14 protein-coding genes are annotated in these 15,194 nt (G+C 35.6%); 13 read left to right on the plus strand and 1 reads right to left on the minus strand.

Going from position 1 to position 15,194, the window contains the following annotated elements; all coding sequences use genetic code 11:
- Window positions 1–131 precede the first annotated feature (131 nt).
- The 10 genes from F8153_RS02975 to prfB all read left to right on the plus strand — a co-directional run bounded on the left by F8153_RS02975 (window position 132) and on the right by prfB (window position 10,460).
- Window positions 132–620, plus strand: a complete 489-nt coding sequence (locus tag F8153_RS02975; protein ID WP_192929625.1) for a permease — start codon at window positions 132–134, stop codon at window positions 618–620.
- Window positions 621–1,163, plus strand: coding sequence for a permease (locus F8153_RS02980; protein WP_151864874.1), 543 nt, complete (start codon window positions 621–623; stop codon window positions 1,161–1,163).
- A gap of 123 nt (window positions 1,164–1,286) precedes the next feature.
- Window positions 1,287–1,643 carry a flagellar protein FlaG gene (locus F8153_RS02985; RefSeq protein ID WP_151864875.1) on the plus strand — a complete coding sequence of 119 codons (357 nt, stop codon included), beginning with the start codon at window positions 1,287–1,289 and terminating at the stop codon, window positions 1,641–1,643.
- A gap of 27 nt (window positions 1,644–1,670) precedes the next feature.
- Entirely contained in the window at window positions 1,671–3,239 is a 1,569-nt protein-coding gene (gene fliD, locus F8153_RS02990) for a flagellar filament capping protein FliD (RefSeq protein WP_151864876.1), read from the plus strand.
- Window positions 3,240–3,251: 12 nt separating this feature from the next.
- Window positions 3,252–3,632 (plus strand): flagellar export chaperone FliS, encoded by a 381-nt coding sequence (gene fliS / locus F8153_RS02995; RefSeq protein WP_151864877.1) that lies wholly within the window; start codon window positions 3,252–3,254, stop codon window positions 3,630–3,632.
- An 8-nt stretch (window positions 3,633–3,640) separates the two neighbouring features.
- Window positions 3,641–4,129 (plus strand): flagellar export chaperone FlgN, encoded by a 489-nt coding sequence (flgN, locus tag F8153_RS03000; protein ID WP_151864878.1) that lies wholly within the window; start codon window positions 3,641–3,643, stop codon window positions 4,127–4,129.
- Between the two features lie 1,071 nt (window positions 4,130–5,200).
- Window positions 5,201–5,734, plus strand: a complete 534-nt coding sequence (hpf, locus tag F8153_RS03005; RefSeq protein WP_151864879.1) for a ribosome hibernation-promoting factor, HPF/YfiA family — start codon at window positions 5,201–5,203, stop codon at window positions 5,732–5,734.
- A gap of 164 nt (window positions 5,735–5,898) precedes the next feature.
- Window positions 5,899–6,501 carry a DUF5317 domain-containing protein gene (locus tag F8153_RS03010; RefSeq protein WP_151864880.1) on the plus strand — a complete coding sequence of 201 codons (603 nt, stop codon included), beginning with the start codon at window positions 5,899–5,901 and terminating at the stop codon, window positions 6,499–6,501.
- A 169-nt stretch (window positions 6,502–6,670) separates the two neighbouring features.
- A complete protein-coding gene (secA, locus tag F8153_RS03015; RefSeq protein ID WP_151864881.1) occupies window positions 6,671–9,346 on the plus strand; it encodes a preprotein translocase subunit SecA in 2,676 nt (891 codons plus the stop codon).
- Between the two features lie 15 nt (window positions 9,347–9,361).
- A protein-coding gene (prfB, locus tag F8153_RS03020) for a peptide chain release factor 2 (RefSeq protein WP_243136883.1) occupies window positions 9,362–10,460 on the plus strand; the annotation gives its coding sequence in 2 pieces (ribosomal slippage) (window positions 9,362–9,436 and window positions 9,438–10,460; 1,098 coding nt in all).
- 44 nt (window positions 10,461–10,504) lie between these two features.
- On the opposite strand, the gene F8153_RS03025 is transcribed toward prfB, so the two are convergent.
- Window positions 10,505–10,951: a YaaR family protein gene (locus tag F8153_RS03025; RefSeq protein ID WP_151864883.1), complete on the minus strand. Its 447-nt coding sequence runs from the start codon at window positions 10,949–10,951 to the stop codon at window positions 10,505–10,507.
- 267 nt (window positions 10,952–11,218) lie between these two features.
- Between F8153_RS03025 and F8153_RS03030 the strand changes: the two genes are divergently transcribed.
- The 3 genes from F8153_RS03030 (at window position 11,219) to F8153_RS03040 (ending at window position 15,186) form a co-directional block, all read left to right on the plus strand.
- Window positions 11,219–13,801, plus strand: coding sequence for a DUF6240 domain-containing protein (locus F8153_RS03030; RefSeq protein ID WP_151864884.1), 2,583 nt, complete (start codon window positions 11,219–11,221; stop codon window positions 13,799–13,801).
- A gap of 44 nt (window positions 13,802–13,845) precedes the next feature.
- A complete protein-coding gene (locus F8153_RS03035; protein ID WP_151864885.1) occupies window positions 13,846–14,127 on the plus strand; it encodes an EscU/YscU/HrcU family type III secretion system export apparatus switch protein in 282 nt (93 codons plus the stop codon).
- Between the two features lie 243 nt (window positions 14,128–14,370).
- Complete coding sequence (locus F8153_RS03040; RefSeq protein ID WP_151864886.1) at window positions 14,371–15,186, plus strand: flagellin N-terminal helical domain-containing protein; 816 nt, start codon at window positions 14,371–14,373, stop codon at window positions 15,184–15,186.
- The last annotated feature ends 8 nt before the right edge of the window (window positions 15,187–15,194 follow it).

Genomic DNA, 15,194 nt, shown 5'->3' on the forward strand with positions numbered 1-15,194 from the left:
TCTGGAAAACAAAAGCATTTTACCATACAGAATTAACGCATGAAATGCTTTTGTTCAGTAAATATAAAAATATTTCTTGACCCCCTATAGGGGGTGGGGGTATAATGTAACTGTAAGATTTAAAAGAAAGGATGATTTCCGTGACCAACTTAATTTTATACGGGATTACAATAACCCTGTTGGCCTTTTCCTTAGTTAAGGATCAGAAAAAAACCAAAATGGCATTAAAGAAAGCATGGAAGGCCTTCGAAAATATATTGCCGCAGTTTATTGGAGTCATATTTTTAGTAGGTATTATGCTGGCAATATTAGACCCTATTACCATTAGCAAACTAATTGGTGGGCAATCGGGATGGATGGGGGTAATTATATCCGCTTTTGTAGGCGCAATAACACTAATACCGGCCTTTGTAGCCTTCCCAACCGCATCATTATTGCTACAAAATGGTGCAGGGCTAATGCAAATAGCTGCTTTTGTATCCTCCCTGATGATGGTGGGAGTTGTTACAGTCCCTGTAGAAACCCAGTATTTTGGCAAGAAGCTAACAATTCTAAGAAATACAATGGCATTTTTATTTTCATTCATAGTAGCCTTAATAATAGGAAGGGTGGTGGGCTAAATGAAACAAGTCCTAAGAAGATACATGTTTTCAATTATAGCAATTCTAGCTCTTGGAGGATTAACTTTAGTAGATTACAACTATGGTGCTAAGGCAGTAGGAGTTATCGGTTTCAGCCTCAAGGAGATGTTACTGGTAATCCCCCCTGTATTTATTTTGTTGGGACTGTTGGATGTTTGGGTCCCACGTGAAGCGATGATAAAATTTATGGGAGAGAATTCAGGTATAAAGGGAATTTTACTTGCATTGTTTCTAGGGTCTGCAGCAGCAGGACCCCTATATGCTGCCTTCCCAGTTTCTTTAGTTTTGATGAAAAAGGGTGCAAGATTAAGTAATGTTTTAATCTTTATAGGGGCTTGGTCAACTACTAAGATACCAATGTTTCTATTTGAAATGGCTTCCCTTGGAAAGGCCTTTGCTTTTACAAGATTATTAATCAATATACCTGGTATCATAATTATTGCATATTTGTTAGAAAAAATGACCACATCAAATGAAAAGGAAGACCTACAAAAGAGAATATTATCTATGGATGCTAACTAATAAAAATCTATTGTTTATCTATTGAGATATCAATAGATTTTTTAATTTTTATTTAATATAAACTTTTTCAAATATATTCCGATAATATTGATAGAATATATATCGTTTAGGAGGGAGCCTAAAATGAGAGTTGAAGGAATTCAAGGGGGAGTAAGTTATCCCTTAAATCAAGGTATGGGGCAAGGAAGCCGGGAACATAAAAGTGCAGAAGACAACAATATGGTAAAAGAGCAGTTTATGCAGAAACGAGAACATACAGCAGAACAGCTTAACAAGGCATTAGAAAAAGCCAATAAGAGCTTTCAATCCTTTGACAGAAAATTTGAAAGATCTGTACACGAGAAAACCGGTGCAATAATGGTGAAGGTTATAGATAGCTCAAACGACCAAGTCATCAGAGAACTACCACCAGAAAAAATATTGGACATGGTTGCCCATATGCTGGAGGTAGCAGGTATCATCGTTGATAAAAGAGGGTAGCAGGACAATTAAGTGAGGTGATTTAATATGAGAATCGGAGGCATTGCATCCGGAATTGATACGGAAATGATCGTTAAAAACCTAATAAGTGCAGAAAGTGGTCGTGTTAACAGACTTTTTAGGCAGGAACAAACCTTAAAGTGGAGACAGGAAGCCTACTTAGATGTTAATCGTACTATGGCCAATTTTATTCTAAAATCAAGAAAAGATTTAGGTTTAAGTAATCTTGTCAATGGTACTATAACTCAATCTAGTGTAAATAACCTTAAATGGGTTAAGGAGGCTACTTCTAGTAATAGCGATTTAGTTGCAGCCACTGCTAATTCCAATGCGATGAATGGTAGTTACAGCGTTGAAGTGTTATCCTTGGCTAAGGAAGCAACCTTTACTTCGGGTGATATAACATCTAAGTTAGATACAGAGCTTAAATTTACAGCTAATGATGAGTTTCAGATTGAAGTAGTAAGTAGCTCAGGAACTATTAATAGAACCTTTCAAGTAGGGCCAGGTCAAAATGAGGATATCCATAGCTTAATTACCTCAATAAACAACTCTGATTTAGGAGTTAGAGCTGCCTATGATACTAATTTGGGGAAAATCATGCTTAGTACAAAGGAAGCAGGAAGCCAGACTATTAGTATACTTGGATTGGCTGGTAGTATAGCTGACACTATAAATACTGGATCAAATAGCCAAGCAGGTACATTTGCTAGTGTTGATTTTAATGGATCAATTATTAGTAATCTAAAGTCTAATAACGTAACAGTTTTTGGTATAAACCTAAACCTAAAGGGTACTACTACTGCTCCTGTAACAGTCAATGTTAGTACCAATACTGAGGGTATATACGACAATATTAAAACCTTTATTGACAGCTATAACGAACTATTAGATGGATTAAACGGTAAGCTTAATGAAAAGGTTAATAGAAGCTTTCAACCTCTTATTACTGAGGAAAAGGAAGCTATGACTGAAAAGGAAATTGAGCTATGGGAGGAAAAGGCAAAGAGTGGGCTTCTTAGGAGCGATGAGGTGATAACAAGAAGCCTCCAGACCATTAGACAAGATCTTTATAAAGAGTTTTCCTTTGGTACAATAGGCCACTTATCAGAAATCGGTATTACAACTGGTCACTATAAGGATGGAGGAAAGCTTGTTATAGATGAAGTAAAACTAAAGAATGCCATTGAAAATAATACAGAAGCTGTAATGGACGTTTTCTTTAAAGCTCCAGCCAGTGATATAACAGGAGAGGACAGGACTAAGGCTTCTGGCATTATTCAAAGGGTTAATGATGGTTTAGTTGAAGGTATGAAGGATATCGTTAATAGATCAGGTGCAGGAAATGATGCCACCTTACTTAGAAGTGTACAAACTAATATACTTATAGAGTTTGTTACAACCCAAGGTTCTGTTAGTAGCATTGAAAAGAATCTATTAAATATTAATAGTTCCATTGTCAAGGAAGAGGCACTTTTAGCTAGAAAAGAAGAACGATACTGGAGTCAGTTTACAGCTATGGAAAAGGCTATGTCTGAAATGCAATCTCAAAGCCAGTGGCTAATGGGTCAGCTGGGCATGGGTGGAGGAAACTAAGGAGGACTATAAATGGCAATAAATAATCCGTATAATCAGTATAAAGAAAGCAGCATTAAAACGGCTACACCACAGGAGCTTACCCTTATGCTTTATAACGGTGCATTAAAATTCATGAATCAAGGAAAGTTATATATTGAACAAAAGGACATACCCAAAACAAATGAAGCTCTAATGCGTTCACAGGATATCATACAAGAATTAAATATAACCCTTGATATGAATTATGATATTTCTAAAAACCTACGAGCTTTATACGTATATATAATTGAAAAGTTAGTTGACTCCAATATTTATAAAAGTACAGAGTCTCTGAATGAAGCAATTGAGATGGTTACAGAACTACGGGATACCTGGAAGGAAGCCATGAAACTGGCTAAAATGGGAAAATAGGTGATTAGATGAATCCACAAGAAAATGTTGCCATCCTGAAGCATGTTTCAACTGAAAAGCTTAAGCTAGTGAAGGAGCTACTAGAATTAACTATAAAGCAAAAGGAAAGCTTATTAGCCGCTGAGGATAATAGTACTGAACTATTAAATAGAATTGTTGAAGAAAAACAATGCATAATTACTACAATTAATCATCTAGATTACGATTTTTCATCAAATTACGATGCTCTTCTAGATTCTTTAGGTCTCAAGAGCCTTGAGGGTATTAAAGAGGAGCCTGTGAAGGGCTTTAAAGAGTTAAAATTAGTAATTAGTGAGATTATGACTGTGATGCAGAAAATTAAAATATTAGATGATGAAAACCATCGGTTGGCCATTAAAAATATGGAGGCCATAAAGGGTCAGCTTAAAACCATGAAAACAGGAAAAATGGCAACCAACAGCTATGGCAAAAAATATAAGGAAAGCCCATCTATTTTTATAGATAGGAAGCGATAGAATAAGCGATAGAATATATTTATGAGTACAGGAAGCTTTTGACACAAGGTCAAGGGATTTTTTCTGGAATTTTCTGGGGAGGGTAAATTAAATTGGCATAAATCTTTTGCGGTAATAAATGCTATATAAATGCAGATTATTGATAAGAAGGATTAAATGAGATATAATATTATTGTACAAGGGAAGGTCTGTGGTTGAAAGTCCATGCCAGTCGCAGGCAAAAGGACCCACGTAAGATAGCAAAAAAAACAGCTATTGATCATGGTGCGGCTTAGATGTAAGACCTGCCGGTAAAACCGAGAGGGGTAGTAGTGAAGGTAATCCCGTAGCGAACCCTCCAGCAGGCGAGTGTGGGGTAAAAAACCAGGTCAGCTTCATATGTACACCCTTTAAAGCTTTTGACAACGTCAAGAGCTTTTTGTATAGGATAAATTTTATCAATCTGGAATACTGATTGTTGAAGGTCTGTAGATTCAATGTTGAATGTTAAATGTTGAATGTTGAATTGATGAAGAAATTTGCTAGCAAATTTCAAAGCTATTGTCTATAATCTAAAGATCTGCTATTTCTTATTCACTATTCACTATTCTATCCCTTATTACCTATTTCTTTTTATCTATAATCTATAATCTTTCATCTATAATCTTTTGTTACCTATTTCCTATTCCTCAATAGTACTAATTACCTACATTTTACCTGTGGATATCCCGACCTATATGTGAATATATCATTTGAAAAAGCTGTGGATAATGTGGGTAAATCTGTTGATAATGTGTTTTTCAGTTACTAAAGGTGTGTATACAATGTGAATAAAATTGGACAACCTCATTCGAGAATGACTACTAATTATGAATACTTCCCAATGTAGCTAATATGTAATTTAAGGTGTATAAAAGGAATATAATGTTGTTAAGACTAAATAAAAATAAAAAAGTACAAGCAATGTTTGGTACAAATTTATTTGGGTAAATATCACATAACAAATATAACAAAATAAATTCTATTGAATGAGTTTTTCCATTTTAAGCTGCATACAGCTTAAATTTTATAGAAGTGAAAGGAGCTGGGTTTATGAAGGTCATAGTTAGTGGAAGGAACGTAGATGTTACAGATGCTCTTAGGAATTCAGTAGAAACAAAAATTACAAAGCTTGAAAAGTATTTTAATAAGGATGCGGAGGCACAAGCTACCTTGTCTGTTGAGAAGCAACGACAAATAATAGAAGTAACGATACCTATTAATGGGTCAATCTTAAGGGCAGAAGAAGCTACAGACGATATGTATACTTCAATTGATAAGGTAGTGGATAAATTAACAAGACAATTAAGAAAGCATAAAACAAAGCTAGAAAATAGAATCAATAAATATGAAACTATAAGATTTGAAAACATACCCACCTATAAAGAAGACGGTGACCAGTTTGAACCTAAGATCGTAAAAACTAAGCGGTTTGCAATAAAGCCAATGAGCTCAGAAGAAGCAGTTCTGCAAATGGAACTGATAGGACACAGCTTCTTTGTTTATACAAATGCAGATACTGATGAAGTAAATGTTGTATATAAAAGAAAAGATGGTAACTATGGTTTAATAGAACCAGAAATATAAATAAAGAGTACTTGAGTAATAAGGCAGCAGCCATGCTGCCTTATTATTGTAAAAAAAAGAGGAATATCAAAATAAATATCGAATTCTCTATTGTTAATGACTTTATTACTTCGTATCATTAAATGACTATCAACTAAATCAATTAAAAGGGGTGAGGTGAATATATGCTTATAGAAGCTTTAATTTTAGGGATGATTATTGGCAAATTAAGGGGAGGAAATCTTAAACGCTTAGGTTACTTTTCAATGAAGCTACCCATTTTACTTTTAATATCCTTTTTGATGATGCTGGTAACCTCTATTTTGATAGCCATGGGAAACCCCACTGTAATTCAGCATAGAATGAAGCTTTATATTTTTGCCTATTGTATTTTATTTATTGTACTTTTCTTTAATCTACATAATAAATCCCTATGGTTTATACTGATAGGGGCAATAGCCAACTTTGCTGCCATAGTCTTAAATCAAGGGAGCATGCCAGTAGATATGGTATTGCTAGAGAAAATGAATTTTGAAAATATGTTGACATCTATAAATAACGGCACTTTACCCAATTATATTCCCCTAACTGAAGCAGCCCCCCTTACATTTTATTTAGGGAGACAATGGGTTGTACCCTTTTCTTATCCCCTTAGACAAATTTTTAGCATAGGTGATGCCTTCATATCCTTGGGTCTTTTCTTTTTCATTCAAGGGGTTATGCACTCAAGAATATACCGAAAGGCCAGTGGGATAATAAGGTTTGATCATCATGGTAGAGTTAGATAAGGGCTGAGATGTCTCAGTCCTTTTTTGATTTTTGTATAATCTTTACTTATTAGACTTTTATCCCTTATAGTATTTGTATAAATATCATAAAAGCTTAATTTGTATTGATAAAAAAATAATGATAAAATGGAAAAATAGGTTAACACTAATAGAAAATTGAGGTGGTTACATGTTAAAAGCATTTGAAAAGATTTTTGGCACTTATAGTGAAAGAGAATTAAAGAAAATTAAAAAAACAGTAGATCATATATTAGCTCTAGATGAAGAATATAGTAAACTTTCAGATAGCCAATTGAGGAATAAAACCTCTGTATTTAAAGAAAGGCTTGCTAAAGGAGAAAGTCTTGATGATATCCTGCCAGAGGCCTTTGCAACTTTAAGGGAAGCGGCCTGGAGGGTTCTTGGGATAAAAGCTTTTCCAGTGCAGTTGTATGGAGGGATTATCCTTCATCAAGGTCGTATAGCAGAGATGAAAACAGGAGAAGGTAAAACCTTAGCGGCAACTTTACCCTTGTACCTTAATGCATTAAGTGGCAAAGGGGTTCACCTTATAACGGTTAATGATTACCTGGCCACATATCAGGGGGAACAGATGGGTAAGGTATATAACTTTTTAGGCCTATCCATTGGAATAATAAAGCATGGAGTTAAGAATCAAGAAAGAAGAAATGCCTACAACTGCGATATAACCTATGGTACCAACAATGAATTTGGATTCGATTACCTAAGGGATAACATGGTCATACACAAGCATGAAATGGTGCAGAGGGACTTGAATTTTGCCATCGTCGATGAGGTGGATAGTATCCTAATAGACGAGGCCAGAACCCCTTTGATTATATCTGGACAGGGTGAAAAATCCACCAAGATGTATTTTGTGGTAGATCAATTTGTTAAGATGCTTAAAAGAGAAGTAGATTATAATATTGACGAAAAGGCCAATACAGTAACCTTGACTGAGGAAGGGGTAGAAAGGGCAGAGAAGTATTTCTCTATAGAAAATCTATCTGATATAGCCAATATGGAAATCTCCCATCATATAAATCAAGCCCTTAAGGCCCAAAACCTTATGAAGCGCGATAAGGACTATGTAGTGAAGGATGGAGAAATCATTATCGTTGATGAGTTTACAGGCCGATTGATGTTTGGAAGACGCTACAGCGATGGCCTACATCAAGCCATTGAAGCTAAAGAAGGGCTAGATGTTCAAAGGGAATCAAAGACTTTGGCTACAATAACCTTCCAGAATTACTTTAGAATGTATCAAAAGCTGGCAGGAATGACTGGTACAGCTAAAACAGAGGAAGAAGAATTTATATCCATCTATGGCATGGATGTTATTGAAATTCCCACCAACAAGCCTGTAATAAGAGAAGACTACACAGATAGTATTTATAAATCCGAAAAGGGTAAATTTGGTGCTCTAGTTGAAGAGATTTATGAGAAATATCAAAAGAAACAACCTGTGTTGGTTGGTACCATTTCCATTGAAAAATCAGAAGAATTATCTCATCTATTAAAGAAAAGGGGTATTTCTCATGAAGTATTAAATGCAAAGCACCACGAAAGAGAGGCTGAAATAATAGCCCAGGCAGGTAGAAAGGGCGCCATAACCATTGCAACTAATATGGCTGGCCGGGGTACCGATATAATCCTTGGTGGTAATCCAGAATTTTTGGCTAAAAAGGAAATGAAGAAAAGGGGCTATAGTGACGATATCCTCTACACTGTAAGTAGCTTTACTGAAACAGATGACGAAGAAATAAAAGAAGCAAGAGAAGTTTATAAAGAGCTGCATCAGCAGTTTAAAAAGGAGACCGATCTAGAGCATAATGAAGTAGTAAACATAGGAGGCCTTCATATAATCGGTACTGAAAGACATGAGTCTAGACGTATAGACAACCAATTAAGGGGTCGTTCCGGTAGACAGGGTGACCCTGGCTCCAGCCGCTTCTATATATCCTTAGAGGATGATTTAATGAGACTCTTTGGTGGAGAAAGAATGCAAAACTTAGTTGAACGATTAGGGATGCCAGAGGACGAAGCTATGGAAAATAGTCTTTTGGGTAGATCAATTGAAAACGCCCAAAAGAAGGTGGAAGGAAGGAACTTTGGCATTCGTAAACATGTACTACAGTATGATGACGTTATGAATAAGCAAAGGGAAGTAATTTATAAGGAACGTCGGCAGGTTCTTCAGGGAGAGGATATGTATCAGCATATTGTCAATATGATAGAGTCTATTGTTAATGATGCCATTGCCCTTTATACGGCTGATGCTAAGTATCCAGAAGAATGGGACTTAAATGGATTAGATGATTATCTTTCAGGTATTTTTTCGATGAAGGATATTGTTCAATATAATAATGTAGAGGACTTAACCCTCGAAGACCTTAAAGATAATATCATGGATAATCTACTAAATTTCTATAAGGAAAAGGAAGAAAAGCTTACCACAGAAAGAATGAGGGAAATAGAGAGGGTTATCCTTCTTCAAATAATCGACACAAAATGGATGGATCACATTGATGCTATGGATCAGCTGCGACAGGGTATAGGTCTAAGGGCCATCGGCCAAGAAGACCCAGTTAGGGCTTACCAAATGGAAGGCTATGATATGTTCCAGCAGATGGTTAAAAACATTCAAGAAGACACTGTAAAGTATCTATACAGTATTGAAGGTGAGTTCCAGGTACAAAGAAAGCAGGTTGCAAAGCCTACTGAAGCTAGCCACGGGAATTCAAATAAGATTACAACTGTGGTTAAAGATGGTAATACTGTAGGTAGGAACGATCCTTGCCCTTGTGGTAGCGGTAAAAAATACAAGAAGTGTTGTGGAGCATAAAGAGGTGATTTTTCGATGGTAAATTTAGATTTGTCAAAGCAACAGCTTTCAAGCATAAAAAAAGATATTGAAGAACTGAGGGCTTCTCTTTGACGTAGATCACATTCATACCTTAATAATGGATTATGAAGCCAAAATGGCAGAAGAAGGCTTTTGGTTACAGCCCCAAGAAGCTCAAGAAACCATGAAGCAGGTTAAGGCCTACAAGGATATAGTGGAGGGTCATCAGCAGCTTACAACGGATTATGAAGAGCTACAAACCATGGTTGCCTTTATAGAAGAAGGTGAGGAATCCTTTGAAAAGGAGCTAATAAGGGGCCTTGAAGACTTAGAAAAAAGGGTAGAAGAGGCTAAGATTACAACCCTTCTAACAGGAGAGTACGATAAAAATAACGCCATAATCTCTATCCATGCAGGAACTGGGGGTTTAGACGCCCAAGACTGGGCAAAAATGCTGATGAGAATGTATACCCGTTGGGCTGAACAAAGGGGCTATAGGGTGAAGCTTTTGGATTTACTTCAAGACCCTGAGGCTGGTATAAAAAGCGTCACCATGATGATAGAGGGCTTAAATGCCTATGGCTTTCTAAAGTCAGAAAAGGGGGTACATCGCCTTGTTAGAATATCTCCCTTTGATTCATCAGGAAAGCGCCATACCTCCTTTGCATCTGTAGATGTAATGCCAGAAATTGATGATTCTGTTGAAATTGATATAAAGCCCAGTGATTTAAAAATCGACACCTATAGGGCCAGTGGAGCGGGAGGACAGCATGTCAATAAAACCGACTCTGCAGTTAGAATAACCCACTTACCCACTGGGGTAGTTGTTCAATGTCAAAATGAACGTTCTCAACATACCAATAAGGATGTTGCAATGGCCATGCTAAGGGCAAAGCTTGTGGAACTAAAGGAACAGGAAAACAAGGAAAAAATTGAGGATCTACAGGGGGAATATAGCCAAATAGCATGGGGAAGTCAAGTTCGCTCCTATGTATTCAATCCCTACAATCTGGTTAAGGATCATCGCACAGGAGCAGAGATGGGAAATATTCAAGCTGTAATAGATGGTGATATTGACACCTTTGTAATAGAATATTTAAAGGATGCTAGATAAAACAGTACTCATAAAAAATGCTAGGTAATTTATACCTAGCATTTTTACATGAAGACATCTAATAATAATCCTCTAATATCATCTAATCTTTTAATGATGGAAATTCTATCAACCTCTTGATTTAAGAAATCCTTAGTTAAAGCTTCAAGCTCTCTATCAACGTTTTTAATGATGCTATAAACCCTATGTCTACCTCTTCTATCCAGAAAGTTTTGCTTAGAAAATTGGTGGGAATGTTTAACAGCAACATCTAAGAACTCCCTAACTAGGCTTTTATATTTAACCACTTCACTTAAATGTAGTCTGTTTTTTATTTTATCTGATTGACTAACAATTTGATTGTAGAGATTTTCAAGATGACCTCTAACCTGCTCCGACTTTATCTCTTGCAATCGAGAGGTAAATTGCTGATGATTTATTTCTGGTTTTTTTATATTATTTACGTTAATCTCTCGTGTTTCTAAGGATTGAATACCTTCTATTCTCTTCATGGAGAAACCTCCTATAAAATTGAAAATTGCAAATTGAAAGTTGAAAATTAAAAACTTATGATTATATACAGAACATAAAAAAGCTTTATAGATACTGGTTATGAAATTTGCTATGCAAATTTCTACATCAATTCAACATTCAACATTGATCATTCAACATGGATTTTCACCTTCTATTATATAATATCGGCAGATTATATGGAATAGCTTAGGGTGTTAAAGATATATGTTTTAGCTGTCGATAAATTATTAGAAGAGGTGAGGAGAATGAATCATGGAATTACCAATCAATTTTATAAGCCTATTAGTAACTATGGTAATTTAGCCAACTCCTTTAAGATTAGGGGTACTGTGCTTATGAATAAAGGCCAAAATGTTAAGTTAGATATTGGCAACCTTAGGATACTTGATATAAATCTAAAGGAAGAAATATCAGCAGACATTGGTGATACTGTAATTATAGATAAAAAAAATATACTAAATTCAAAGCTCCAAACTGTTGAAGCTTCAAATATGTCCCCAGGAGAAGAGGATCGTTACACACAAATTTTAAAGTCCTTCAATTTACCAAGTAATAATGGAGAGCTGCAAGCTTTAAAGACCCTAGATACTTTTGGGATTAACATAACAAAGGAAAATATTCTTTCCTTTATGGCAACGAAAAACCAGTTGGATACCATAATTAGCGACCTAGATTATGATACAGCTCTAAAACTTGTAAAGGAAGATATTGATATAGAAAAAATATCAATCGATAAGGTGGCAGAAAAGATCAATAATTCTAATAGTGAGGAAGGGTTGTCTTTAGCGAAAATATTAAAGAGTCTAAATAAGCTCAGTACTGAAAAGGCAGAGGAAGTAGCAAAAGAGATTTATGGAAATAAGATGGGTAAGGATATTACAGATATCATAAAGGCCCTTTATCAATCTGGGATGGAAATAAGTAAGAAAACCATTGATAAGGTAAATCAGGTCTTTAATAAATTGAAGGATATTAAGGGAATTGATGATGAAAAGCTATTAGATGCAATTCGTAATAAAATAGATGTAACCATTGATAATCTATATAAGATTAAAAGAGCTGTGGTAAAAGGGAGGCTAGATTCCGATTCTAAGCTTTCTCAATTGGCTGCTAGGGTATACGAAGGAGCAATACCTCAAAACCCCCTAACTGAAAAAGAGCTAAGATTATTGGAGGATCAGATAAAAGAATTGCTACAGAATCAGGGATTAGAGCCAACAAAAGAAAATATCCGCATATCTAAGCTTATGATCAAAGAGAATATGCCCCTGAACTATGAAACCATACAACAGCTTAATGAGGCAAAGGCCACAATTGAAGAATTAGCTAAGCAATTAAGTAAAGATAAGATTGCTATACTATTAAAGGAAGGTATCAATATAGAGAAGGAAAATATAAATCAGCTGCTATTGAAGCTTCAGGATATTTTGAATCTTGAAGCTCAGACACTGTCCAGCGACGTTACTAAGGCTGAATCAATTGAAAAGCTACTGGGTAAGGTGGAAAAACTGACAAGACTAACAGAGGAGGAACTACTTACCCTATTAAAAAACAACAACGAAATAAAGCTAAATCAAATATCAGGAGTGGAAAGAGGTACAAACCTAATATCAAAGGATCTTCAGGATAAAAGTCTCCTGCAGACCCTTAACTCTTCATTGCAATTAATCAATATATTTAATAGTGTAAAAGAGGTAGATTTTAATACCATAGCCCTGCAAATGAATAGAAATATTCCGCTAAATCTAGAGAATATTCATCAGTATAATGCCATAAAAATGGACAATTTTTTTCAAGATGGAGATCTCCCATCAAGGATCGCAAGAGCTCTCTCAAACAATAATCTTCAAATTAATGGTATAAACAGCCAAAAGCTGATGGATATCCAAGAGCAGTATAGGTATATAAGGCAGAATTTCACCACTTCCATGGTTAGGGAAGCTGTTGAAAAGGGCCTGCAACCAGAAAAAATGCCCCTAGATAGCTTAAGTAATATGATTGACAAATCTGTCAATAACTCTATCAAGGATCTGTCCTTCTTAAACCAGATTAAGGACAAGGGGGAAGGCATTATTGCTTTAATGATGAAGAATAATATCCCACGTAATTTAGCTGAGATTCAAAAACTATCGTTACTTCTTTCTAATCGTCAGAATATTAGTCTACAGCTGGATGCCTTGATGGAATTAGTTAATACCTCTGGAAATAGTGATTTAGAAGAGGGTGTAGTTGGGTTTAAAAACCAATTACAGTTGTTGGAAAAGGGATTAAAGGCCGCAGACCCTAACCTAAACAAATTTAATGATGAGCTGTTAAAGTTTATCAATGAAATTAGAAGTAAAGGAAATCTATTGGAGGATAGTTTGAAGGCAAAGCTAGATAAACAGGTTGAAAAAATCCTGAACACCTATCAAACCCAAGGGCAGATTAACAAAAATGATACATTTCTACAAATACCATTAGCTCTAAATAACAATATTAACAATCTGCAAATTTTTGTAATGAATAATAGAAAAAATACAAAGAAGATCGATCCAGCCAATATGTCGGTGTTAATGAATCTTGATACTGAGAATATGGATAATATTAATGTATATTTGGCTGTTAGTGGAAAAAAGGTGACGCTGAAAATTGGTGTTAGCAAGGAAAGCTATAGGAAAGCTATTGAAGGCGAGTTAAAGCTTTTGGATAAATTAATGGATAACCTAGGATATGAAATGAAGGATGTGAGCTTTAAAGTAGATGAAGAGCAGCATTTGTTTGGACTTGTGGAGGAAATCCAGTTGGATAAGTTAACTACTAGCCATTCTATTAATATTACTATATAAAATTATATAATTAAGAATGAAGAAATCTGAAAGGTAAGATAGATATGGAAAAAAGAAAACTGAAACAAGCTGTTGCCCTTAAGTATAATGCCGATAAGGATCCTGCTCCTAGGATAACTGCAGCCGGGAAGGGTGTTGTTGCTGAGAATATTATTAAAAGGGCTGAAGAAAATGAAATTCCCCTGCATCAGAATGATCAATTAGTAAAAGAGCTTATATCCCTTAGAATTGGGACTGAAATACCTACTCAGCTTTATGAGATAGTAGCACAGGTTTTAGCCTTTGTAGAGGGTGTGGATGAGAAGATTGGGAAGACAAGGGAATAAGGAATAGTAATAGGGAACAGATTAGTGAATAACTAATAGTGAATAGTTAATAGTGAATAGGTGCAAATAAAGATTAAAGATTATAGATGAGAGATTATAAATTGAAGCATTGAAATTTGCTAACAAATTTCTACATCAATTCAACATTTAACATTCAACATTTAACATTTTCTCAATGTCTCTAAACTATTCATAACATTCTACCGATAAAATAAATAGGAAGATAATTAAGGGGGTTTACTAATGAGAATTAATAATAATATACCAGCTTTAAATGCCCATAGATTACTTAGTCACAACTCCAGTCTTTCAGGGAAAACATTAGAAAGGTTATCCTCTGGAAAAAGAATAAATAGAGCAGCAGACGATGCTGCTGGCCTGGCAATCTCAGAAAAAATGAGGGGACAAGTGAACGGTCTTCGGGTAGCTTCAAGAAACGCATTAGACGGGATTTCCATGGTTCAAACGGCTGAAGGGGCTATGAATGAAATCCATGCAATGCTACAGAGAATGAGGGAGCTGGCAGTACAAGCAAGTAATGGTACCTTTGGAGATGATGATAAGGCAACTATACAAGCAGAGGTAACTCAATTGTTAGATGAGATTGATAATATAGCCGATACCACTAATTTTAATGATAAAAAATTAATTAATGGTAGTCTAGCCACCACTGGAGTGCAATTACAAATCGGGGCCAATGCTAATGAAACCATAAGCTTTACCATTGAAAACCTCGATGCTAATGCTCTAAGTATAGCATCTATTAATTTGGTTACTGCTCCACAGACCGCTATCTCAACATTAAGTACTGCAATTCAAAGCGTTTCTGATACAAGGTCCAGATTAGGGGCGGTTCAAAATCGTCTTGAGCATACTATTGCTAATGTTGACAACACAGCAGAAAACATTACCGCAGCCCTTTCGAGGATTGAAGACTTAGATATGGCTTTAGAAATGTCGAACTTTACAAAGCTGAACATATTAACTCAGGCAGGCACAGCAATGCTAGCTCAGGCTAATCAAAGGCCACAGTCAGTATTGCAGCTTCTAGGTAGCTAAGGAATAGG

Origin of the sequence: Alkaliphilus serpentinus (assembly GCF_009017255.1) — a bacterium.
GTDB lineage: Bacteria > Bacillota > Clostridia > Peptostreptococcales > Natronincolaceae > Alkaliphilus_D > Alkaliphilus_D serpentinus.